This window comes from Pseudomonas sp. 300 (assembly GCF_055803035.1).
Genome location: NZ_JAVLRV010000002.1, coordinates 1008379 through 1028888 on the forward strand (window position 1 = coordinate 1008379; position 20510 = coordinate 1028888).

Genomic DNA, 20510 nt, shown 5'->3' on the forward strand with positions numbered 1-20510 from the left:
AGCGACGATCGTGTTCATAATGGCCCCACTGTGTTTTACAGGTTGTTGAAAGAGCCGGGTTGCAGCCCGGCTTTTTTGTGCCTGGAATTCAGGCGATTGACTTCAGTGCCGGACGAGACCGCTCAATCAGTTCCTCAGCCTTGCGCCCCAACTCCCCTGCCCGCGCTTCAACCTGCCTGCATTGTTTTGCGAACGCCGGCAGATGCGGCATGTCCTCCTCGCACATCACTTGGTCGTCGAACACTTCGCTACCCGTGTCGATCACATCGCCCAGGGCGCGGATCAATGCCCCAAAGCTTTTGTTCGCGCATTGTTCGGTCGCCATATGGCGCGCACCGATCAAGCCATGACGGCTCGCCAACTCATTGATGCAGTGATCTCGAAACTCGGGCTCAAGGGCATTAACCCAGGCCTCTTCCAGCCACGACGGCATGTCCTGATCACCCGACAGCCAGCGCTGCACCCTCTTCAACCAGCGCCCGGTCGCCTTCACGAACTCGCAGACATCGTTGAGCTCAGTCAGTGCGCCGAAGTCCGGTACATCTTTGGCTGTAGCTTTGTCTCGGCAGGACAGGTACAGCTCACGGCTGAGCGCTTGAGCGAAATCGTCCTGACTCAAGCTGGTGCGAGCGATCTGATTGGCAGCGTGTGCAACCAGCACTTGGTCACGGGTCTGCGCGCTGTGTCTTGGACTGGACGTTTCCATGAGGACTGCTCTCTTTTAATCTGGCTTCAATGGATCGGTGGGCAGGAATGTCGCTTAGGCGGCCTGGTCTTTCTTCACAGCCTTGAATTTGCCCTTGGAAAGAACCTGAATCTGGTACTGCCTAGATTCAGGAATTGTCTCCCCCCACATGGTCACGGCACTTGGGCGAATACCCAGAGCCAATGCCAGCTTTGTCTTGCTGCCGAAGAATTCGGCGACTTCATGCGTGTTCATTGCGCATCCTCATTCGAGCCTTGCGTAATTTCAGCATGCTTAATTTAAGGCGTCAATGACGATTTAATCCTACTGCATGCTTAAATTCAGTTAACTTAATATTGAGTCCATGGAAAGACACGAACGTATTGCCCGAGCTATACAGCTCAGCGGGAAAAAGAAGGGCGAAATAGCTACGCTTTGTGGCGTCGCGAATTCGGCCGTCACTCAATGGATTTCAGGGGAAAGCAAAAGCCTTCGACCTGAGAACCTTTATGCGCTGGCGAAAGCAACGGGGTTCCGAGCTGAGTGGCTTGCCATCGGTGAGGGAGGCGAGCGTGAGGTGGCTGAATCGAACGTCGGCAATGCCCGTCATCAGGTTGAATCCTTCCGCTACCCGGTAATCAGTTGGGTCGCCGCCGGCGCTTGGGCTGAAGCAGTGGAGCCATACCCAGCTGGCTTTTCGGATCGCTACGAGTTTTCCGAATACGACTCAAAAGGCGCGGCGTTCTGGCTGGAGGTCAAAGGCGACTCGATGACCTCGTCTGCCGGGCAGAGTATTACCGAAGGCACCCTGATCCTGGTAGACACCGAAGCTGAGGCCGCACCTGGCAAGCTTGTGATCGCCAAACTGCCAGAGAGCAATGAGGCGACATTCAAAAAACTCGTCAGCGATGGCGGGAGACTGTTCCTAAAGCCGCTCAACCCCGGGTACCCAATTGAACCGTTTGACGAGCGCTGCCGGATCGTGGGTGTCGTCGTGCGGGCTCTACAGAAGTTCTGACAATGCCGAAGAAGCGGCCGGCAGAAAGCACTCCAGCATCCGCTGCGGACATCGAGAGATCCATCCAAGCCTTGAATAAAATGGCTGAGCGCCTTTGGGGGGATGGTCGAGAGGCCGAGGCGAAAGCCCTGCTCGATGCCTTGGATGCTCTAAACCGTGCTCTGGACCGGATCAGGATTGGCGAAAGTCGCAGGGTTCTTCATTGAAGACCGTCTTGGATCTGGAACGAGGGCTTATGGCATGGCGCACTCACTTCAATACCAGATAACCGAATCTGTTCGCGTCGTTGAGATCGAGATTGGGAAACTGCTCGATTTGGCAGCAATGCTCAAAGACGATGGAAATGATGTCTTGGCGACGGCTGTCTCGAACCAGGCGAATAAGCTGCTTGAGGTTGCGGTAGCGCTGAGAATTGCTACGGCAAGCTGACTGCTTAAGCTGACGAGGTGAAGGCGGGAATGCAGGCCAAGCCTTCCGACCTGGCCGTTTCGTCACTCCTCAATCAGTAGCTCATCATACTCACCGGCAGCCAATGCCTCCTCGTTGTACTCATACCCTAGCGCTTCAATCTTTTTGCGTTTTTTATACAGCCCAAGCTCCTGCCTTGCATGACTCAGGGCTTCGTCCTTGATGAAGTCCTTGTAGGGAGGTTCGTAGATACTGCTCTCACGAAAAGTCCAATTCGCAGGATTTTGGATATCAAGGAGAAGATTCATGGCATTGCCAACCCCAGCAGATTTACAGCGAATGGCGCTACCTAAGAAACTTCCTGTATTTCTTAGTGCCTTGGGCCTTCACAGGCCTGCGCATGTTGACAGCAAGGAGTGGCAGCATATCTGCCAGCTGTACAAGGTGATGAGGGAAGTGAAACAGGGCGTTGGCTTTGAAGTCTTGGCAAAAAGGCTTATTGCGCACATCAGCTACTATCAGAAAATCATTGTCGAGGGTGAGACCTTCGTATCGATTGCCCTGTCCAAAAAAAAGCGCCGCAAAGCAAATCGTCGCGGTCTATCTGAAGGAAAAGCATCATTCTCTGACTCTCCCCAAGAGACTGCACGAAAGAGAAACTCAACTTCAAAAATAGGCTTAGGGGTGAAAAGTATTCTCCCTCCACCCCAACGAACCCGGTGCGAAGAGGTCAAGATCGATAACCACACACAATCGCCCGAGAAATCACCCTCATCTCATGTTTTATACGTAGCCGGCTGGACACTATCAAGCGACTTAGAGTAGCGGAGCCCAGCCCAGGGCTTTCCGTTTCTGCACCCGTCACGCCTTCGTCGCACCGACCAAGCGCAATGCGCTCAGCCAAAGGGATTTGGCAGTGTGCATAAAGAGCCCGGCCAAGTGCCGGGCTTTTCGCATCTGTCCTTTCCTGAATTGAATCCATAGCCCGCCGATGAGCGGTTTTTTTGTTGAACTCGATTTACCCGGCTGCATGATGGCAATGTAGAATCGCCCCGCCCCCCCCCATTTACTGAAACGGATTTTCTGCATGCGACTAGTAGCAAAGTTAGCCTCCATGATAATCATCGGAGCTCTTCATGGCTGTGCGTTTACCACAGAGACGATTGATGTCAGCTACATTCCTCAACCCGGCATTAGCAAAATCGATGGCGCTGAAACGGTATCGGTGGCCGTTGATGTCAACGATAGTCGGCCAGATAAGAGCAAGGTGAGCAGTAAGAAAAACGGGTATGGCATGGAAACTGCGCCAATTCTTGCAAACGAGGAGGTTGCTGCCACCGTTCGCCGGGCATTAACCCAGGAAATCAGCGCTCGCGGCTTTAAATCCGGACAATCACCAGCGGATGTGAAAATCTCAGCTGTAGTGAATCGGCTCTATAACGATCACAAACTCGGATTCTTCTCAGGTGATGCTGTGGCGGACTTCGGTATGTCGGTCAAGGTACTTGGGGCGTCAGGCAAGACGCTATTCTCGCGGGAAATCGTGTCGCAGGGAACAGAGCCAAACACGCAGCTCGCCACTGGAAATAATGCAAAATTAGCGCTCGATAGAGCCCTCGCGAGCGGGATTAAAACGCTTTTCAGTGACCCGTCGTTCATTGCCGCTTTGTCCGCGCGACCAGAGACTGCATCCACTAGCAATCGTACTAACCGACTTCTTGATGAATTGGCTGCCGACAAGACGCTGAGCTATGACGAGTACAAGCGTCGCTACGAAATCATCAAAAGAACTCAGCCATAGATCTGTAGCACTCAAAGTACCTTCAGCAGGAAGCTCGAAAATGCACCTAGTTTCACTAACTCGCCCTCTTTTGATTGCAGCCCTTGTGGGTATTGGCGGATGTTCAAGTATCGTCAGCGACTCGACATACCCGGTGGCAATCACCTCCTCGCCTAGCGGCGCTTCGTACCAGATTACCAATGAAGATGGCTCAGTCGTCCGATCCGGCATTACCCCTGACCATGTAATGCTTAAGGCTGGTGCAGGATACTTCGACGGAGAGACCTACAAGATCTCGTATCAAAAAGACGGCTACACCGAGAACTCTGCAGTACTCAATTCGGGGATTGATGGTTGGTACTGGGGGAACATCCTCTTCGGCGGCCTTATCGGGATGCTTGTAGTTGATCCGATCACCGGAGCAATGTATACGCTCCCGGAAAATGCGAATACTAGTCTAGAAAGCGTGCCGTCAATGGCGTCTGCAGCGGCACAGACTTTGGTAGCACCCTCCGCGCCTGCTGCGTCAAACGGCACGAAGGAGCAGCAATTGAACGAGCTAGCCGCTGATAAAAGCCTTTCCTACGACGAGTATCTACGCAGACACAAAATCATAACCCGCGAAGATTGATGCTTTAGCAGAAGACAGAGCCCGCCACTAAGCGGGCTTTTTTTATTTCTTTCGATCAAAAAAGCACAAATGTACTCCGCGCTCCTTGCCAAAAATAGCGCACATAAATACTGTACGTATATACAGTTACGGTAAGGAAAACCGCATGCTTCCCTCCTCTATTCCTACGACTCAAACCTCGACATCCTACGAGATGGCCGGCCGCCGCCTGCAAGCGCTCATCGCTGCACCTGGCGTGCAAAAGATTCAGGCAGTGACAGTATCCAGACTTGAGCACGAAACCGTTGAGGACTGGCAGCGACTGATTGACGAGATCAGCGAAACTGCCGGCGTGTCGGTCGAGTCCCTGGAGGGAGGTGCCGTCAGGATCGGGTGGCGACAGTATTGTGAAGCGTGAAATGAGCCCGCCTCTGAGCGGGCTTTTTATCGCCTATTGATTTCAGCATTCTGAATTTATTTTTCAGCATGCTTGACATAATAATTTCAGCTTGCTTAAATTCTGCTCAAGCCAAGCAGACGTACCGGCCCAGCAGCGAAAGCCGCGCCGCTCTTTAACAGTCAGGAATCTTCGTGGATCGATCCCCGGCAACGGGAACAGCGCGAAACACAAATTTCGATCCCCATGCCAGCTCTGGAACTGGCCGGGCTCCCCAATGAGAGCACGCAAAGTTGCACAGCCACCCGAAGTGACGCCAGTAGCGGCAGCGGGCAGAGAGAGGACTCCGGCGGACGTGCAGCGAGAGAAACGGACAGCATCACTTCTGCACCTTGGCGACAGGGTGCAGCGGGATGTAGGCCTACATCGAACGAAATGCTCAACAGAGCAAAGGTGACATCAAATGAAATAAGGAATCGACAATGACTGTAGACATCAGCAACTTCACGATCGCCACCCCGCTTCCAATTTCCGCTACCAACCCAATCTCTCTGGACTTGATCGGCTGGCGCGCGTTGATCGAATGCCCTGACGTTATCTCGATGCTTCCTGACAGATCGCTGCAGATGACGGCGCCTACCCTGGGCGCATCCAGCAAGAGCACCCATCGAACTCGCTGCGAATGGAAAGAGCCTGGCTACTGGCTATTTTCGAGTGCTGCAGACCATTGGAGCCGCCAAGAAATGCGGCTGACCAAGGTCAACTCTCTGCAGAAGGTGGTGATCGGCCAGATTCATGTACAGGGCTCGGAGCGACCTCCGGTAAAGGTGTTCTGGAACAAGGGCAAGATCACCATGGGCTTCAGGTCGAGCTACCTTCAGGACGATCCGGTCAACACGACCGTACTGGAAAACGTGCCACTCGGCGCACTTTTCAAGATCAACATCCACGCGAATTCGAGCGGCGCTGTTTCCGTATCAGCAAGCTGCAACGGCGCCAAATCGACATCCGCAATCATGCGGCTCGACAACACCTGGGACACGAAGACCCTCGCCTTCCACGGCGGCGTGTACAACCAGATCGATTACTCCGAAACCACCGACCCGGAAGACGGCTCGGTGTGCATCATCAGTGACCTTTCCATCACCCACGTCTGACATCGCCCACTTTGGACGAGTGACGCAAACAAAAGCCCGGTTCCGATCGGGCTTTTTTACGCCTGCCTTTATCCGTCAGCACTCTCCCCTGCGCCCAACGGCAACCAGCAGGACGGCCGAGTGCTGACGAATAAACGCAACCACACACCGAGGGATCAGCCATGCATCCATCATTTCAAGAGCGCATCGACGAACTCGGTGTGCTGCTGCAACAAACCAACGCCGCGCGCATCGCGTTCTTCGGCCGCACTGATAGGCCCGCTCCACCCAAGCCCGTCCGCTTCCAGGTCGCAGGCGAAAGCGTCGGCATGTTCCAAGTTGTCGACCTCACCACTGGCAAGACTCGCGCCTTCCGCCAGGACTACAAAGCTGCTCACGAACTCGCCATGCAGTTCGAGGCGAAGGCCAACCGGCTGCCGGGAGGTGCGCAGTGATCGGCGTGCCAATGCCCAACCCGCGAGACTCGATCATCGAGGACCTGAACCAGAAGCTGGAACAGTTCTTCGGCGCCGGCAAGACGGTGCAGCAGATCGCCCGCGGCGTCAGTGCCGATGCTCCGGCTTTTGGCACCACCACCCACGGCAACAAGCTGCGCGCCGAGCGGGACAAGATCGCACCCCGGCTGAAGGAACTGGCCGAGGCAGGCACACCGGTCGCCAAGGCCGCGAAAGATTGCGGCATGGAAGCCAAGCGCGCCCGACTCATCGCCCGCGAAAACGGATTCAAGTTCACCTCATGAAGCGGCTCAGCAACCAGGTGCGCCAGCGCCGACGACAGACATGGCTGGATATACCGGCCCACGGAATTGAAGAGGCAGGCCATGGCCAAGACTGGGCAAGAGCGATCGACGAAGGCCGCGTTGAAGCGGATCGAGTTCGACGAGAAGGAATTGCGGCACCGCTGTCGGCTTGGCACTCGGCAGAAGCTGGAAGAGCTTATGGCCTGGAACGAGGACACTGAGCAGGCCTCGGTGATTGAGGGCTGTCTGCGCTATGTGCACTCGCTCGGGGCTGAAGCGGCCAGAAAAGCATTGAAGCCGCGCCACGAAATCGTGATTAGCGAAAGCGTGGCGCGGGAATTTCACAATCAGAGTTTGGCCGAGCTGAAGCGCGATCCGGGCGATGAAATTCAGGAACCATTGCGCAACCAATAGGCAATGACGGAAACGACTACAGCTGCAAAAAAACTCAATCCGGCGGATGCCCACAATTTCTTAGAGTCAGATCTACGAGTTTCAAATAGCTCAATGGTCTTGGGGCCAATGTAAAAGTAGGCCTCTTCCCCCTCTTCCTTCTCAATGACTGTGATGTTCTTGTACCTCTGTAGACCTCGACCCTGCCTATAGCATTGGAACGTATGCGCCATATATGTTCGTCGAAAAGGTTCGCCGACTGCGGGCAGTCCGCCAGTACATCCAAGATAGTCTGCCTCCACCAGAGCAGCGAGCGGATAGAAATCGCGATGATCTCCAAAACGATTATCTAAAAGATTCAGCGCCTCCGAGCATGTCATTGAGTTCTCGGCGTAAAGCCTTTTGAGTAACTTTTTCAAAGAGCGGTTCATGCATAGCCTCAGCGCAGATTGAGGATCTGTAATAACCCAACCCAAACCAAATTGCCACCACCGGTCACGGAGGGCGGCGCCTACCCGAGGTAACCGCAATGCCTGTTCTCCACAGCATCATCCACAAGATCGACAAGAAGCCCGACGGTACCCCAGCCATTCTGCATTACGGCAACGCTGAGCTGATCGACAGCCAAGCTCGCGACGATCTGATGAGCCAGCTCAACGAAAGCTACAACGCGAAGACCGGCAAAGCCTGGGGTTTCTTTCATGCCGAATCGGGTGCTTTCCCTCTCAGCGGCTGGATCGATAAGTACCTGGCCGGCGCCGATGATTTCGTGAGTTTCAGCGGCAACGCCGTCGAGCACCTGACCAGACTGATGGAAGAATCCAATCTGTCAGTAGGTGGCAACGCGCTGTTCTGCCACTACCAGCAAGGTCTGACCGAATACCTGACCATTGCCCTGGTGCAAGAAACCAAAGCGGTGATCATGACTGACGGGCTGACACTGATGCCGGTGCGGCGCCTTGACCTGGATCACCTCCATCTGGCCGCGCGGATCAACCTCAATGAGTGGAAGAGCAACCCCGCTTCGCGCCAGTACATTTCGTTCATCAAGGGCAAGAATGGCCGGAAGGCAAACGACTACTTCCGTGATTTCATCGGCTGCCAAGAAGGCGTCGACGGCCCGGGCGAAACCCGAACCCTGCTCAAAGCGTTCAGCGATTTCGTTGAGAGCGAGGATATGGGTGAAGAGTCGGCCCGCGAGAAGACTCAGACCCTTGTCAGCTACTCCATGGCCCAAGCCAAGCGCGGCGAGCCAATCACGCTCGACGAGCTGTCAGAGCTGATCGACGAGGACCAGCCGAAACAGTTCGCCGACTTCATTCGCGATAAAGATTACGGCCTTTCCGAAACCATTCCGGCCGACAAAAAGACCCTGACGAAATTCCGTCGCTTCACTGGCCGGGCCGAGGGGCTGTCGATCAGCTTCGAACAGCACCTGCTCGGGTCGAAGATCGAGTTCGATGAAGCTGGCGGCACACTGACACTGCGTGGCCTTCCTACTCAGCTCACTGAACAGCTCAAGCGTGCAGCCGCCTGACTCATGGAAGCGATGGATCGGGCGGATAGGGACCCATTAATTTGTGGATGTTCGGCCAAACCATAAACGCTTGGGTCACCCGACCGCCTCGTGTGCAGTAAACCAAAAACTCTGACCTGCTACCGCTGCTGACCCTGTATCGGTACTTCCCGCAGCCATCTACGTCTGCCTCAGAAAGAACTCGCGTGATACTGGGATTGTCAGCCTTGACCCATGGCGCTGGGTACTGTTCCTCCAGCGTTTGCGCAGATACCGCCAAGGGCAGCAGCCCAAACAAGACCAGCATTACTCGCTTCACGATCTACTCCTTGATCCGGCTCCATGCCGGGCGGAACACAAATACCCCACCGCAAGTGGTTGTGTCACTTCAGTGATTGAATACCAACGCAGTGCGTTTGTTTTATCTTTAAAACTTTTTCTAATGCCATATTCGTCAAAGCTAAATACGAGTCGGTTTCTGGCTCGTACTGCTCCAAATCCCAAAGAATTCCCTCAAGGTCATATTTCAACCTTAGACAATCCGCTGCTCTGTCTGGGTTTGTATCGGTCTCAATCACCAGTCGAACGCGTGCAATCAACTCACGAACTAGCCTCTTTCGAACGTCTGATGTAGCGGAGTTTCCTTGCGTGATGGTGATTACGAATTCGCAGTCCACCAAAAACACAAGTAGCAGAGTTTTTTCCTTTCTCTGTGCCTCCCTGCGATCAGCAAAGCGTTGCCGGTTGGGTATCCATATAGCGATGCCAAGAGCTGCGATGGCACCTATCGCCTGTACCCAGGACGCCAGTCCGGGGTGATGTTCGATCCAGATGGAAACGCTTTCCCAACTCATAACCCACTCCCCTGTAGATCCCGGAACTATACCGGCGAGGATCCCCTATGTCCGCACAACAGATCGACGAAAAGAAACTCGAGCGAGCGATCCGCAAAATCAAGCACTGCTTGGCACTGGCGCAGAGCTCGAACGAGAACGAAGCGGCCACAGCTCTTCGCCAGGCGCAGGCGTTGATGCGTGAGTACCGGCTTACTGAGATGGATGTGAAGCTCAGTGACGTAGGTGAAGTTGAATCCCAATTCTTCCGACTCGATCGCCTGCCAGCCTGGGAGCGAAATTTAAGCGCGGCAGTGGCACAGGTGTTCGGATGCACGTCATTGCGAAACCGCCAGTGGTGCAAAGTCAAAGATCGGATCGTTGAGCGCGCCGCATTCGTCGGCGTTACGCCGGCCCAGCACATTGCCCTCTACGCCTTTGAGGCTCTGCTCACCAAGTTGAAATTGGCCCGAAAGGAATACGCCGCCGGTGTTCGATCAGGCAAGCATCGCAGCTCCTACTCCGCGGACACAGCCGCCGACCACTTCGCCATTGCGTGGGTTGGTGAAGTTTACGGGAAGCTCCAAGCGTTAGTGCCAAGAGGCGAAGAAGACGCGCCTGCAGCGCATAGCGACGGCCGCGACATTGTGGCCGTGGAAGCCCAAGACAAGGCGCTTATCGACGAATACCTTGCCAACAATGGCGTGGGAAAAGCCCGTAAAGCACGCGAGACCGAACTCGACATGAACGCCCAGATCGCGGGCATGCTGGCGGGCCGAAATGTCGACCTGCACGCAGGTATTGCGCGCGCCGGCGACGACCAACTCGCGCTTTCGGCCATCGCCTAACCGCTATGCACGCCAATCACCCCACTTCAACGAATCACGCCAGCCGGCGAGGCAGAAATTTGCCTTGATAGACATCAAGGAGCTCGGTATGGAATTGCGGATTTCACAACATCAATTTTATGGTTACGGTTTTGAAAAGTTAATGGTCGTTCAAGGTGCATCTTCTCAACCAGAGCCTTCATAGAAAGATAGGCTAATTCTTGGTCGCGCATTGGCCCGATGTGTATCGCTCTAATACTTTCAAAGGGTAGAGACGCTTCAACATAAGGAATGAGGATATTCCCGCGCACTCGAAATTTGACTTTCAGGCCATCTTCGATCTCAGGGTCTATGTCATGCCCGAGGATAACTCTTATCTCTCGTTCTTCCGAAAAACTTTCATGCTTAAATGTCGCCACCAATCCAACAATATCAGAAAATGCCTCATACCCTTCCTGATCCAAAAAACCTGAATTGATCTCCATAGCCTTTGAAATTGTTATCAGGCCTAACAATGCGGTGTTAGATGCCTGAATCAATTTTTCGTCGTGATCATATACGCAATCAAAAAGCTCCTGCGGCAACCAATCAGCATCGACCTCAATCGCATAAGAACCATAAGCCCTCCACTGGCTCAAAAGATTACCAGCTCGACTAAATGAACCTATGAAAACGGGCCGGTTATCTATTCCGTAGCCAGCCTTTCCAACTAACCCATTCTCAACATAGTTGGCGGCATCTTCAAAAAATTCGTGCGGACGTGGAAAGTTCGCTACTCGATGCTTCATATACTCAACAAGCATAGATATTCCATTGTGCATCTCTTCTGAATCATTCAGAAAGCGTACATCTGTCAACCACATTTTTTCATTTTCAAGAATTGACTTAACTGCACTTGCGTCGGTGTAGTGGAAAATTTTCAAGTTATCTATTCCCTGATCTGAATCCCACTAATATACCGACGAGTAATCATCATGCCCATCACTTATGGAAGCGTGTGCAGCGGCATCGAGGCCGCGACGATGGCCTGGCATCCGCTGGGCATGCGCGCCACCTGGTTCGCCGAGATCGAAGCCTTCCCCAGCGCGGTGCTGGCCCACCACTACCCCAACACGCCGAACCTCGGCGACATGACCAAACTTGGCGCTAAGGTGCTGGCCGGCAAGATCGCTGCGCCTGACGTCCTCGTAGGCGGAACACCGTGCCAGGCGTTCAGCGTGGCCGGCATGCGCCAAGGCCTTGTCGACCCTCGCGGCGCCCTCACCATCAAATACGTGGAGATTGCAGATGCAGTTGACTATGTTCGCGCCGGCCAGCGAAAGCCCGCTTGCGTTGTCGTCTGGGAAAACGTCCCCGGCGTCCTCAGTGACAAAGGGAACGCCTTCGGATGCTTTCTTGGCGCGCTTGCTGGGGAAGACTGCGAATTGCAGCCTTCAGGGAAGAAATGGCCGAACGCTGGTTGTGTGTATGGACCCAAAAGAACAATCGCGTGGCGGGTCCTGGACGCCCAATATTTCGGCCTGGCCCAACGACGCCGCCGTGTGTTCGTTGTCGCAAGTGCTCGAGACGGATTCGATCCCACCGAGGTACTTTTTGAGCGAGAAGGCGCTCGTAGGGATCGGCCGCCGGGACGGGAAGAGAAGTCGACACTTCATCCTACTCTCACGGCACAAGGAGGCGGCTCTCTCGATGACCGAGAGGCTTATATACTGGAACTCAATGGCATTCGTCGGACCAGCGTAATCGAATGGGAGCGATGTCAAGGTTTGCCTGATAATTTCACTCAGATCCCATGGCGCGGCATGCCTGCCAGCAAGTGCCCTGACGGCCCTCGACGCAAGGCTATCGGTAACAGCAAAGCGATTCCGGTAGTCCAATGGATCGGTAGGAGGCTCATAACATTCTTGAAACCTCCCACGTGACTTGACGCTTATAGATTTATGGAGCATATAGGCACCTACTACAATCGCGAGCCCTAGAAATGGAAGTCAAACATCACAACTTGCAAAACAAAATAATTGAAGGCCGACTGACGTCATTCTCAATCTACTGCGCAAACACTTGGATGACGTTACTCGCACCTTTAATTATCGGGTTATTAGCAAGCAAGCTCTTTACCGAGACATCACTCAGCAAAACAGAAATAACTTTATATACAATTGCGGGATTAATTCATCTGAAATTCGCTTGGACGATGTTCACCGCCGCAAACAGAAGATCAATTTCGATAGCGGTAGATGAAATAATAGAAAAAAATGAAGAGTATGAAAAAGAAATCATACCAAAAGCCGAACTTTTATATGAAGCATCCGTAACCCAGCAAAGTGTTATATACCTTATGACACTTGAGCTTGAGTCGCGCATTGAAGAGCTAAACGCCCAGCCAAATAACGACTTACTAAAAAGTCGTTGGCGCAATTGGGAAAAGGGATTACAAGCAATGCTTTGGAATATAGCCAAGCATCGCACTCAGCTGTTCGGTTACAACGGCGACAGCATGTACAATATGGCACTTTATCTATACGACCCTACCAGCGATGACTTATTTATCGCATGGAGAAAACACGATGATAGGCTCACGACTTCCAACCGCCGCTGGAAGCCGGGAGCTGGACATGTTGGCTTAGCTTTCGTTCAGCAAGAAGCGAAGATTTGTCACGACATCTTGCAAAGTTCGGAACTTGCCAATTCTAAAACCGATGAACCTGCAGATAAATTGAAATATCGATCATTCCTGTCGATACCAATTAGCGACTCATGCAATGCTCATAATGGAAAAAAACCGCTAGGCGTGCTAGTATTCACCAGTAGTCATGTAGGCCAGTTTGACTGGGAACGAGACAAATTTTTTGCATTAACGGCAGCAAAGCTTTTATCAATATATATCGAACGCAATGTTGCAGCAATTGAAGCACCTACAGGAGGGAAGCGCAATGAACCTTAAAGAGTACCTTCACTCGATAACCTCCGAGACTAAAGACACAGAAAATAAAACTGAAAAAGTAATTTCCGTAAACATGAGCTTCGAAAGCTTTTTGGTCGAGAGCTCAAAATCTAATAACTCTTATTCTACTGACTGGGTGGAATCTGAAGTTAAAAAAAGCGGAAACTATTTCAAGAAAGAGATTTATAGCAAAGAATGAAACCTTGAAAAGCCGGCCGAATTAAAGCCGGCTTCCCGCTGCAGTTTAATTGTCTATATAAACTGTTCAGGTTGACTCACTTTCCGTATCGCAATTTGTCTGGCTCCCGATTGATCCAATCTCAGCAGCTTTGACCGCATCAGCGATAGCCTGCTGGAAATCATCCCAAGATCCATCGAGATCTACAGCAACTTTCCCGAGCACCTCAACCTCGCATTGCGCGATCACATGTGCGGCTGTAGGGGCTTCATCGTTCGGCTTTTGCCAATCGAACTTCACGAAAACATCTTTGCCACGATAGTGATGGGCAAGCGGTACATCCATCAGGTGTGACACGGCTCCTCCTAGGATTCGTCGCAGGCTGAAAGTAGCGTTTTTAGACTCTTTGACCGGCTTTCGCCATCAAGGCGACTTGCCACTCCCTCCCCCTTCAAAGTCAGCCGCTATAGCGGGAAAGAGAATAATTAGGCTTTATCAAAGCTTTGTAGCGTCCCAAGTACAAGTACCGGACGCTTTAGTTTGCGTGTAGGTTCCGGACAAAGTGTTTGGTCCTGTTACATGTCCATCCATCGTGACTCGGTTGCCTAGCCAGTTGGATGCCGAGATATGAACAATATTCCCCTGGATAGAACCCGAGTCAATCGTGGCGTTTGAAAGCTTTCCAGTGATGCGACCTGTCGTTTTGTCATGTATCACGTCAAACTCACTGGTTCCCGAGCCATAACTGCATACCTGATTGCTTTTCCATCGTCCGGTCAGGTCATAACTCGACGCTTCGGCGGCCCCCCTTCCGCTTGATTGCCCACTGGAGGCACCCGCAGTGGAGGAGCAGACTTTGCAAGACTGGAAAGTAACGTTTTTGGAGGTTATTGGACTGGTACCGAAGACGCTTTCAGAATCGCTGTTCTTATTCGCAAGAATGGTCTGGTAAGGAGTGCTATTAACAAAAAACTCTACTTTCGAGCAAACCTTCTCGGAGCTATGAACTATGAGGTCAGCGCCGAAACTGGGCTTCGAACCATACGACTTCACAAATTCAATCGACCCCAAACAGCTACCCACAACCTGCTGACAATTGCAGTCAGCAGCCCATGCTAGATCACCCGCGAACAAGCTCAGCAAAGCAATCATATATCTCATGGTTTAAGTCCCTTCCGGCTCAGATCAGCTTGAACGCGTCAGCAAGAATTACATCGCCAATTTAAGCAGAAAATGCGGCCCATAGCGCCACTTCGTCCCCCTGCAATCACTCATCTCCCTTCGGCCGTCACTTAAGGCATGGAGCATTATCATGGAAACAGAAATTCTTTCAGACGAAGAACTTGCGGAACTCACGGGCTACAAGGCCAGGGCCTACCAGCGGCGCTGGTTGGTGGATCGCCAATGGGTGTTTATCGAAAGCCGCGGGAAGCGCCCGCTCGTTGGTCGGATGTACGCCCGCATGAAGCTGGGCATTATTTCGCCAACCATCGCTGACGCCAACCCACTACCGGCGGCGCCGACATGGACGCCCGACTACTCGCGAGTGAACTGATATGCGACCCCGCAAGGCCGAAACACGAAACTTGCCGCCCCGGATGTATCAATGGACGCGGCCACGGAAAAGCGGAAAGGACTGGATCGCCTATTACTACCTAGACATGACCGGCAAGGCGATCCCACTGGGCAAAGACTTGGACCAAGCCAGGATCAAATGGGCAGAGCTCGAAGCCAAGGAAAAACCGCTCGACCTGCGCACGATGAAGGGGATTTTCGACAGATACATCCGCGACATCGTCTCCAAGAAAGCGGCGCGCACCCAGAGAGATAATCTGGCGGAGATCAAGCAGCTTCGGCCGATGTTCGACAGCGCGCCCATCGACTCGATTACCCCGGCCACGATCGCCGGGTACCGGGATGCACGTACGGCAAAGGTTCGGGCGAATCGCGAGATCGCCACCCTCTCCCACGTATTCAATATCGCAAGGGAATGGGGGCTGACAACCAAAGAAAACCCCTGCCAGGGCGTGCGCAAAAACAAGGAAACGCCGCGGGACTATTACGCGAATGATGTGGTTTGGGATGCGGTTTACACAAAGGCAGCTCAAGAGCTGAAAGACGCGATGGACCTGGCTTACCTCACCGGGCAACGGCCGGCAGACGTACTGGTCATGCGAAAGGACGACATCGAGGGGGACTACTTGGGGGTGCAGCAGAACAAAACGCACAAGAAGCTTCGTATTCAGATGACCGCCGGAGCTGAAGCAAACAGTCTTGGCCGACTGATCGCCGAAATCTCTGCACGCAACACTCAACACGTCTCTAACTATCTGATAGTCAGCAGGCACGGAAAGCGGATGACAGCGACAATGCTGAGAAAGCGTTGGGACGTCGCGCGCGAAAAAGCAAAATTGGCCGCGATCGAGATTGGCGACGAGTTGCTGGCGACGAAGATCGGCGGATTCCAGTTCCGTGATATCAGGCCCAAAGCCGCTTCTGAAATCCTCGACGTCGGTGAGGCGAGCTTACTTCTGGGTCACACCAAAGGCGATATCACCGAGCGAGTTTATCGCCGGATTGGGGCCATCGCAAAGCCGTCAAAATAGGCGGCGAAAGCGTTACAATACTCAAACTTGGGCCCTTGTAGAATGCGGTCTCCAGAGGTGCCGCAAAATAAAAGTAATGTAACGAAAAAGAGCTACAAGCCCCGATTTCAGGGGCTTTGAATATCGGTCTTGAAAACCGTCGACTGTAACAGGTCCATGAGTTCGAATCCCATCGCCTCCGCCATCTTGAATACGTTAGAGCCCTGATTAGTCAGGGCTTTTTCGTTTCTGGGGTTTGTGCATTGGGGTCGCCCGCTCCGTGGACGTTTCCGCATCTTTTCGGCTATTTCCGCAACGCCCTCCGCAATCTCCCGCAATCATTTAATGCCACTGGTATAGATGAGCAAGGCTATGAAAGCTGCGAATGGAGAAAGCAGAATCAGCCCCCCGACGACAACTGCCCAGCCCCAGGCAAAACCACTGTCTCCCTTGAAACGGCCGCCACTGAGCAAGCCCAGCACAAAAACGCCCATGCGATGAGCTATCAAATCGATTACGAAGTCCATTGACCCTTTCTCCTTGTCGGTTTTCCCAGGAACGTCAGAACGACCGCATTTGACCGACTACCTGGCACCCTGCTGATATTCACGAGGCGTACATCCAAACTCGCGACGGAACACCGTGTGCAGATATTGTGCGGATTTGAAGCCGCAACTGCGGGCAACGTCCGCAATCGCGGTGTCAGTATTTTCCAGCCCGCTGGTGGCCGCCGCCAATTTGAAACGCAGAATCTCGTCGTGCACGCTGCAGCCTCGCACGGTGCGAAAGTGCGACTCCAGCGATGAGCGCGACACGCCGACATACGCCGCTACCTGCGCCGTCTTGATGCCCTGGCAGGCATATTGGCGGATAAACAGCAGCGCTTGCATGACGTAGGGGTTGCCCAAAGGTTGGTGCAAACTCGACACCTGCACGTTGATCGCATCAGGCGGAATCAGGATGTGCGTGCCCGTGGACGGCATGCCGTGCAGCATCTGGTGAAGTAACTGCGCGGCGGTGCGGCCCATGGTTTCGGTGCCCTGGATAACAGAACTCAGGGGGACCCGGGTCAGGCTGCGTGTCAGGGGGTCGTTGTCGATACCGATCAATGCCACCTGCTCGGGTACGGCGATCCCGGCGGTCAAGCAGGCTTGCAGCAACTGCCGGGCGCGGGCGTCACTGACGGCGATGATACCGATGGGCTTGGGCAAGCTTTGCAGCCAGGCGATCAGTTGTTCGACCGCGCTGTCCCAGAGCGGTGCGCTGGTGCCCATGCCGCGATAGACCTCAGCGTGCAAGCCGTCACGTTGCATCAGTCGTCGAAAGGATTTTTCCCGTTCCTGGGCCCAACGATTGGCCTGCGCTTCAGGCAGGCTGAAGCAGGCAAAACGCTGCAGCCCTGCCTCGATCAAGTGTTCGTAAGCCAGGGTGATCAGTGCGTTATTGTCGGTGGCGACGTAAGGAATTCCTTTCGGATAGGCGCGCTCATCCTGATAGGAACCACCCACTGCCACCACCGGCAACTTGATGTCGGCCAGCGCTTCGCCAATCAGCGGATCGTCGAAGTCGGCAATGATCCCGTCACCTTGCCAGCGCTCGATCCCTTTCAACCGGCAGAGAAAATCCTCTTCCAGGAACAGGTCCCAGGACGCGCGGGTGCTGCTCAGGTAGTTGCCGATACCGCTGATGATGCCCCGGTCATAGATCTTGCTCCCGTTGAACAACAGTGCGATGCGGTGAACAGGCGGTACTGTTTTCATTGTTTTTATGCTTGTTCCGGGGCCCCTTCTCACGGAGGCGGTTTGCACAGACTAGGCGCGCAGACGATGAATCTCAATACGCAAAATCGCACCCCGCGTTGGTGATTTTCATAATCAGCAGGCATGGGGCCGTTGCTAGTATCGAGACACCGCCAAGAACAACAAGGACATTGCCAATGCCGTACTTCCCCGAAGTCGACAAGATTCGCTACGAAGGCCCTGCCAGCGATACTCCCCTCGCCTTCCGTCATTACGACGCCGACAAAATCATCCTCGGCAAACCCATGCGCGAACACCTGCGCATGGCCGCCTGCTATTGGCACACCTTCGTCTGGCCGGGTTCCGATGTGTTCGGCGCAGGAACGTTCAAGCGCCCGTGGCAACACGCCGGCGACCCGATGGAGCTTGCCATTGGCAAGGCCGACGCCGCGTTCGAGTTCTTCTCCAAATTGGGCATCGACTATTACTGCTTCCACGACACGGATGTCGCCCCGGAGGGCAATTCGCTGAAGGAGTATCGCAACCACTTTGCGCGCATGATTGATTACCTGGAGCGACACCAGGAAGAAAGCGGGATCAAACTGCTGTGGGGCACCGCCAACTGCTTCAGCAATCCGCGCTTTGCCGCCGGCGCCGCCAGCAACCCGGACCCCGAAGTGTTTGCCTTCGCCGCTGCCCAGGTGTTCAGCGCCATGAACGCGACCCAACGCCTGAAAGGCTCCAACTACGTGTTGTGGGGCGGTCGCGAAGGCTACGAAACCCTGCTCAATACCGACTTGAAACGTGAACGCGAACAACTGGGTCGCTTCATGCGCATGGTGGTCGAGCACAAGCACAAGATCGGTTTCAAAGGCGACCTGCTGATCGAACCCAAGCCGCAAGAGCCGACCAAGCACCAATACGATTATGACAGCGCCACGGTGTTTGGCTTTCTCCAGCAGTTCGGCCTGGAAAAGGAAATCAAGGTCAACATCGAAGCGAACCACGCGACCCTGGCCGGTCATAGCTTTCATCACGAGATTGCAACAGCCGTCTCGCTGGGTATTTTCGGCAGCATCGATGCCAACCGCGGTGATCCGCAAAACGGCTGGGACACCGATCAATTCCCCAACAGCGTCGAAGAAATGACCCTGGCCACCTATGAAATTCTCAAGGCCGGCGGGTTCAAGAATGGCGGGTACAACTTCGACTCCAAGGTTCGCCGCCAGAGCCTCGATGAGATCGATCTGTTCCATGGTCACGTCGGCGCCATGGACGTCCTGGCCCTGTCCCTGGAACGCGCAGCCGCCATGGTGCAGAACGATCAGCTTCAGCAGCTCAAAGATCAACGCTACGCCGGCTGGCAGCAGCCGTTCGGGCAGGCGGTTTTGACGGGTGAGTTCAATCTCCAGTCATTGGCCGAATATGCCTTCGCCAACGAACTGAATCCGCAGGCCGTCAGCGGCAGGCAGGAAATGCTCGAAAACGTCGTCAACCGGTTCATCTATCGCTGATCGCCAACGGAGTCTGCGGGCGCAACAACGCTGTGACATTCGCACGACAAATCTGTGTTCGCTGCGTCTACCGATTCTCTACAGTTCTACCAGCCCGAGACTCATCGTCAGGCAGTGTCTTTCAAACAAAAATAAAAGGACGCACCACCATGAAGAATGTAAAACGCGCGCTATTGGCCAGCGCCCTGGCGCTGCTGTCGCTACCGGTAATGGCCGATGCTGCCCACCCGAAAATCGGCTTCTCCATTGATGATCTGCGGCTGGAACGCTGGTCGCGTGACCGCGATTACTTCGTTGCGGCGGCGGAGAAAATGGACGCCAAGGTCTTCGTTCAGTCTGCCGATGCCAACGAGCAAAAGCAGATTTCGCAAATCGAAAACCTCATTTCCCGTGGCGTCGATGTCATCGTCATCGTGCCGTTCAACGCCACGGTGCTGACCAATGCGGTGGCCGAAGCGAAGAAAGCCGGCATCAAGGTCGTGTCCTATGACCGCCTGATACTCAACGCGGATATCGACGCCTACATTTCCTTCGATAACGAGAAGGTCGGCGAGATGCAGGCCAGCGGCGTGCTGCACGCAGCGCCCAAGGGTAATTACTTTCTGCTCGGTGGTGCGCCCACTGACAACAACGCAAAAGTCCTGCGTGAAGGTCAGATGAAAGTGCTGCAACCGGCCATCGACAAGGGCGATATCAAGATCGTCGGCCAACAATGGGTAAAGGAATGGAACCCTACCGAAGCGCTGAGCATTGTTGAAAACGCCTTGACCCGCAACGACAACAAAATCGACGGTATCGTCGCCTCCAACGACGCCACGGCAGGCGGCGCCATCCAGGCACTGGCCTCTCAGCAACTGGCCGGCAAGGTGCCGATTTCCGGGCAGGACGCAGACCTCGCAGCTGTCAAGCGAGTGATCGCCGGCACGCAAACCATGACCGTGTACAAACCGCTCAAACTCATCGCCTCCGAAGCCGCCAAGCTCTCGGTGCAACTGGCGCGTAACGAGAAACCCGCCTACAGCTCGCAGTACGACAATGGCAGCAAAAAAGTCGACACCATCCTGCTCACTCCGACTCCGTTGACCAAGGACAACATCGACTTGCTGGAACAAGACGGGTTTTACACCAAGGCGCAGATTGCCGGGCAGTGATCGTCGCCCCGTAATGCCACCTGCAGGAGCGAACTT

General features: G+C 54.0%; 28 protein-coding genes and 1 pseudogene. 19 read left to right on the forward strand and 10 right to left on the reverse strand.

Annotated features, from left to right (window positions below):
* Positions 1 to 88: 88 nt before the first annotated feature.
* Positions 89 to 706 carry a hypothetical protein gene (locus Q7W83_RS11015; RefSeq protein WP_473656030.1) on the reverse strand — a complete coding sequence of 206 codons (618 nt, stop codon included), beginning with the start codon at positions 704 to 706 and terminating at the stop codon, positions 89 to 91.
* A gap of 54 nt (positions 707 to 760) precedes the next feature.
* Complete coding sequence (locus Q7W83_RS11020) at positions 761 to 940, reverse strand: Cro/CI family transcriptional regulator (RefSeq protein WP_201187102.1); 180 nt, start codon at positions 938 to 940, stop codon at positions 761 to 763.
* Positions 941 to 1049: 109 nt separating this feature from the next.
* Between Q7W83_RS11020 and Q7W83_RS11025 the strand changes: the two genes are divergently transcribed.
* From Q7W83_RS11025 to Q7W83_RS11035, 3 genes are read left to right on the forward strand one after another with little or no spacing between them, the layout of a single operon-like run.
* Positions 1050 to 1703, forward strand: a complete 654-nt coding sequence (locus Q7W83_RS11025) for a LexA family protein (protein WP_473656031.1) — start codon at positions 1050 to 1052, stop codon at positions 1701 to 1703.
* A gap of 2 nt (positions 1704 to 1705) precedes the next feature.
* The gene (locus Q7W83_RS11030) at positions 1706 to 1909 is read left to right on the forward strand and encodes a hypothetical protein (RefSeq protein WP_473656032.1); all 204 of its coding nucleotides are present in this window, start codon (positions 1706 to 1708) and stop codon (positions 1907 to 1909) included.
* Positions 1881 to 2132, forward strand: a complete 252-nt coding sequence (locus Q7W83_RS11035; protein ID WP_473656033.1) for a hypothetical protein — start codon at positions 1881 to 1883, stop codon at positions 2130 to 2132. The genes Q7W83_RS11030 and Q7W83_RS11035 overlap by 29 nt, the downstream gene beginning before the upstream one ends.
* Positions 2133 to 2194: 62 nt before the next feature.
* On the opposite strand, the gene Q7W83_RS11040 is transcribed toward Q7W83_RS11035, so the two are convergent.
* Positions 2195 to 2419: a hypothetical protein gene (locus tag Q7W83_RS11040; RefSeq protein ID WP_473656034.1), complete on the reverse strand. Its 225-nt coding sequence runs from the start codon at positions 2417 to 2419 to the stop codon at positions 2195 to 2197.
* Between Q7W83_RS11040 and Q7W83_RS11045 the strand changes: the two genes are divergently transcribed.
* Complete coding sequence (locus Q7W83_RS11045) at positions 2418 to 2936, forward strand: hypothetical protein (RefSeq protein WP_473656035.1); 519 nt, start codon at positions 2418 to 2420, stop codon at positions 2934 to 2936. The genes Q7W83_RS11040 and Q7W83_RS11045 overlap by 2 nt on opposite strands.
* 36 nt (positions 2937 to 2972) lie before the next feature.
* Here the strand turns inward: Q7W83_RS11045 and Q7W83_RS11050 are convergent, their stop codons facing one another.
* Complete coding sequence (locus Q7W83_RS11050) at positions 2973 to 3236, reverse strand: hypothetical protein (RefSeq protein ID WP_473656036.1); 264 nt, start codon at positions 3234 to 3236, stop codon at positions 2973 to 2975.
* Between Q7W83_RS11050 and Q7W83_RS11055 the strand changes: the two genes are divergently transcribed.
* From Q7W83_RS11055 to Q7W83_RS11085, 7 genes are all read left to right on the forward strand, one after another.
* On the forward strand, positions 3226 to 3912 hold the full coding sequence (locus tag Q7W83_RS11055; protein WP_473656037.1) for a YajG family lipoprotein: 687 nt from the start codon (positions 3226 to 3228) through the stop codon (positions 3910 to 3912). The genes Q7W83_RS11050 and Q7W83_RS11055 overlap by 11 nt on opposite strands.
* A 40-nt stretch (positions 3913 to 3952) precedes the next feature.
* Positions 3953 to 4522 (forward strand): hypothetical protein, encoded by a 570-nt coding sequence (locus Q7W83_RS11060; RefSeq protein ID WP_473656038.1) that lies wholly within the window; start codon positions 3953 to 3955, stop codon positions 4520 to 4522.
* Between the two features lie 145 nt (positions 4523 to 4667).
* The gene (locus tag Q7W83_RS11065; protein ID WP_473656039.1) at positions 4668 to 4919 is read left to right on the forward strand and encodes a DUF1654 domain-containing protein; all 252 of its coding nucleotides are present in this window, start codon (positions 4668 to 4670) and stop codon (positions 4917 to 4919) included.
* 461 nt (positions 4920 to 5380) lie between these two features.
* A complete protein-coding gene (locus tag Q7W83_RS11070; protein ID WP_473656040.1) occupies positions 5381 to 6055 on the forward strand; it encodes a polysaccharide lyase family 7 protein in 675 nt (224 codons plus the stop codon).
* Positions 6056 to 6216: 161 nt separating this feature from the next.
* Positions 6217 to 6489, forward strand: coding sequence for a hypothetical protein (locus Q7W83_RS11075; protein WP_473656041.1), 273 nt, complete (start codon positions 6217 to 6219; stop codon positions 6487 to 6489).
* Complete coding sequence (locus Q7W83_RS11080) at positions 6486 to 6794, forward strand: hypothetical protein (protein WP_473656042.1); 309 nt, start codon at positions 6486 to 6488, stop codon at positions 6792 to 6794. The genes Q7W83_RS11075 and Q7W83_RS11080 overlap by 4 nt, the downstream gene beginning before the upstream one ends.
* Before the next feature lie 81 nt (positions 6795 to 6875).
* Complete coding sequence (locus Q7W83_RS11085) at positions 6876 to 7208, forward strand: hypothetical protein (protein WP_473656043.1); 333 nt, start codon at positions 6876 to 6878, stop codon at positions 7206 to 7208.
* Here Q7W83_RS11085 and Q7W83_RS11090 read toward each other — a convergent pair.
* Positions 7184 to 7618 (reverse strand): hypothetical protein, encoded by a 435-nt coding sequence (locus tag Q7W83_RS11090; protein ID WP_473656044.1) that lies wholly within the window; start codon positions 7616 to 7618, stop codon positions 7184 to 7186. The two genes, Q7W83_RS11085 and Q7W83_RS11090, sit on opposite strands and share 25 nt — an antisense overlap.
* Before the next feature lie 98 nt (positions 7619 to 7716).
* Between Q7W83_RS11090 and yejK the strand changes: the two genes are divergently transcribed.
* Positions 7717 to 8724 (forward strand): nucleoid-associated protein YejK, encoded by a 1008-nt coding sequence (yejK, locus tag Q7W83_RS11095; protein ID WP_473656045.1) that lies wholly within the window; start codon positions 7717 to 7719, stop codon positions 8722 to 8724.
* 362 nt (positions 8725 to 9086) lie between these two features.
* Here the strand turns inward: yejK and Q7W83_RS11100 are convergent, their stop codons facing one another.
* Positions 9087 to 9557 carry a hypothetical protein gene (locus tag Q7W83_RS11100; RefSeq protein ID WP_473656046.1) on the reverse strand — a complete coding sequence of 157 codons (471 nt, stop codon included), beginning with the start codon at positions 9555 to 9557 and terminating at the stop codon, positions 9087 to 9089.
* A 47-nt stretch (positions 9558 to 9604) separates the two neighbouring features.
* Here Q7W83_RS11100 and Q7W83_RS11105 point away from each other — a divergent pair, with 47 nt between their 5' ends.
* Positions 9605 to 10384, forward strand: a complete 780-nt coding sequence (locus Q7W83_RS11105) for a DUF2786 domain-containing protein (protein ID WP_473656047.1) — start codon at positions 9605 to 9607, stop codon at positions 10382 to 10384.
* A 74-nt stretch (positions 10385 to 10458) separates the two neighbouring features.
* Here Q7W83_RS11105 and Q7W83_RS11110 read toward each other — a convergent pair whose 3' ends face one another.
* On the reverse strand, positions 10459 to 11286 hold the full coding sequence (locus tag Q7W83_RS11110; RefSeq protein WP_473656048.1) for a DUF2971 domain-containing protein: 828 nt from the start codon (positions 11284 to 11286) through the stop codon (positions 10459 to 10461).
* Between the two features lie 51 nt (positions 11287 to 11337).
* Here Q7W83_RS11110 and Q7W83_RS11115 point away from each other — a divergent pair.
* Together Q7W83_RS11115 and Q7W83_RS11120 are read left to right on the forward strand one after the other, a co-directional pair.
* A pseudogene (locus Q7W83_RS11115) lies at positions 11338 to 12015 on the forward strand (DNA cytosine methyltransferase); the annotation flags it as partial.
* 329 nt (positions 12016 to 12344) lie between these two features.
* The gene (locus Q7W83_RS11120; RefSeq protein WP_473656049.1) at positions 12345 to 13307 is read left to right on the forward strand and encodes a GAF domain-containing protein; all 963 of its coding nucleotides are present in this window, start codon (positions 12345 to 12347) and stop codon (positions 13305 to 13307) included.
* Between the two features lie 265 nt (positions 13308 to 13572).
* Here Q7W83_RS11120 and Q7W83_RS11125 read toward each other — a convergent pair whose 3' ends face one another.
* Complete coding sequence (locus Q7W83_RS11125) at positions 13573 to 13842, reverse strand: hypothetical protein (protein WP_473656050.1); 270 nt, start codon at positions 13840 to 13842, stop codon at positions 13573 to 13575.
* 955 nt (positions 13843 to 14797) lie between these two features.
* On the opposite strand from Q7W83_RS11125, the gene Q7W83_RS11130 reads away from it, so the two are divergent.
* Together Q7W83_RS11130 and Q7W83_RS11135 are read left to right on the forward strand one after the other, a co-directional pair.
* Entirely contained in the window at positions 14798 to 15040 is a 243-nt protein-coding gene (locus Q7W83_RS11130; protein ID WP_473656051.1) for a DUF4224 domain-containing protein, read from the forward strand.
* A gap of 1 nt (position 15041) precedes the next feature.
* On the forward strand, positions 15042 to 16091 hold the full coding sequence (locus Q7W83_RS11135; RefSeq protein WP_473656052.1) for a tyrosine-type recombinase/integrase: 1050 nt from the start codon (positions 15042 to 15044) through the stop codon (positions 16089 to 16091).
* Positions 16092 to 16408: 317 nt separating this feature from the next.
* On the opposite strand, the gene Q7W83_RS11140 is transcribed toward Q7W83_RS11135, so the two are convergent.
* Together Q7W83_RS11140 and Q7W83_RS11145 are read right to left on the reverse strand one after the other, a co-directional pair.
* Positions 16409 to 16597: a hypothetical protein gene (locus tag Q7W83_RS11140; RefSeq protein ID WP_150632590.1), complete on the reverse strand. Its 189-nt coding sequence runs from the start codon at positions 16595 to 16597 to the stop codon at positions 16409 to 16411.
* A gap of 57 nt (positions 16598 to 16654) precedes the next feature.
* The gene (locus tag Q7W83_RS11145) at positions 16655 to 17830 is read right to left on the reverse strand and encodes a XylR family transcriptional regulator (protein ID WP_150639486.1); all 1176 of its coding nucleotides are present in this window, start codon (positions 17828 to 17830) and stop codon (positions 16655 to 16657) included.
* 176 nt (positions 17831 to 18006) lie between these two features.
* On the opposite strand from Q7W83_RS11145, the gene xylA reads away from it, so the two are divergent.
* Both xylA and xylF read left to right on the forward strand, forming a co-directional pair.
* Complete coding sequence (gene xylA / locus Q7W83_RS11150; protein ID WP_473656053.1) at positions 18007 to 19323, forward strand: xylose isomerase; 1317 nt, start codon at positions 18007 to 18009, stop codon at positions 19321 to 19323.
* Between the two features lie 149 nt (positions 19324 to 19472).
* Positions 19473 to 20474, forward strand: coding sequence for a D-xylose ABC transporter substrate-binding protein (gene xylF / locus Q7W83_RS11155; protein ID WP_123366393.1), 1002 nt, complete (start codon positions 19473 to 19475; stop codon positions 20472 to 20474).
* The last annotated feature ends 36 nt before the right edge of the window (positions 20475 to 20510 follow it).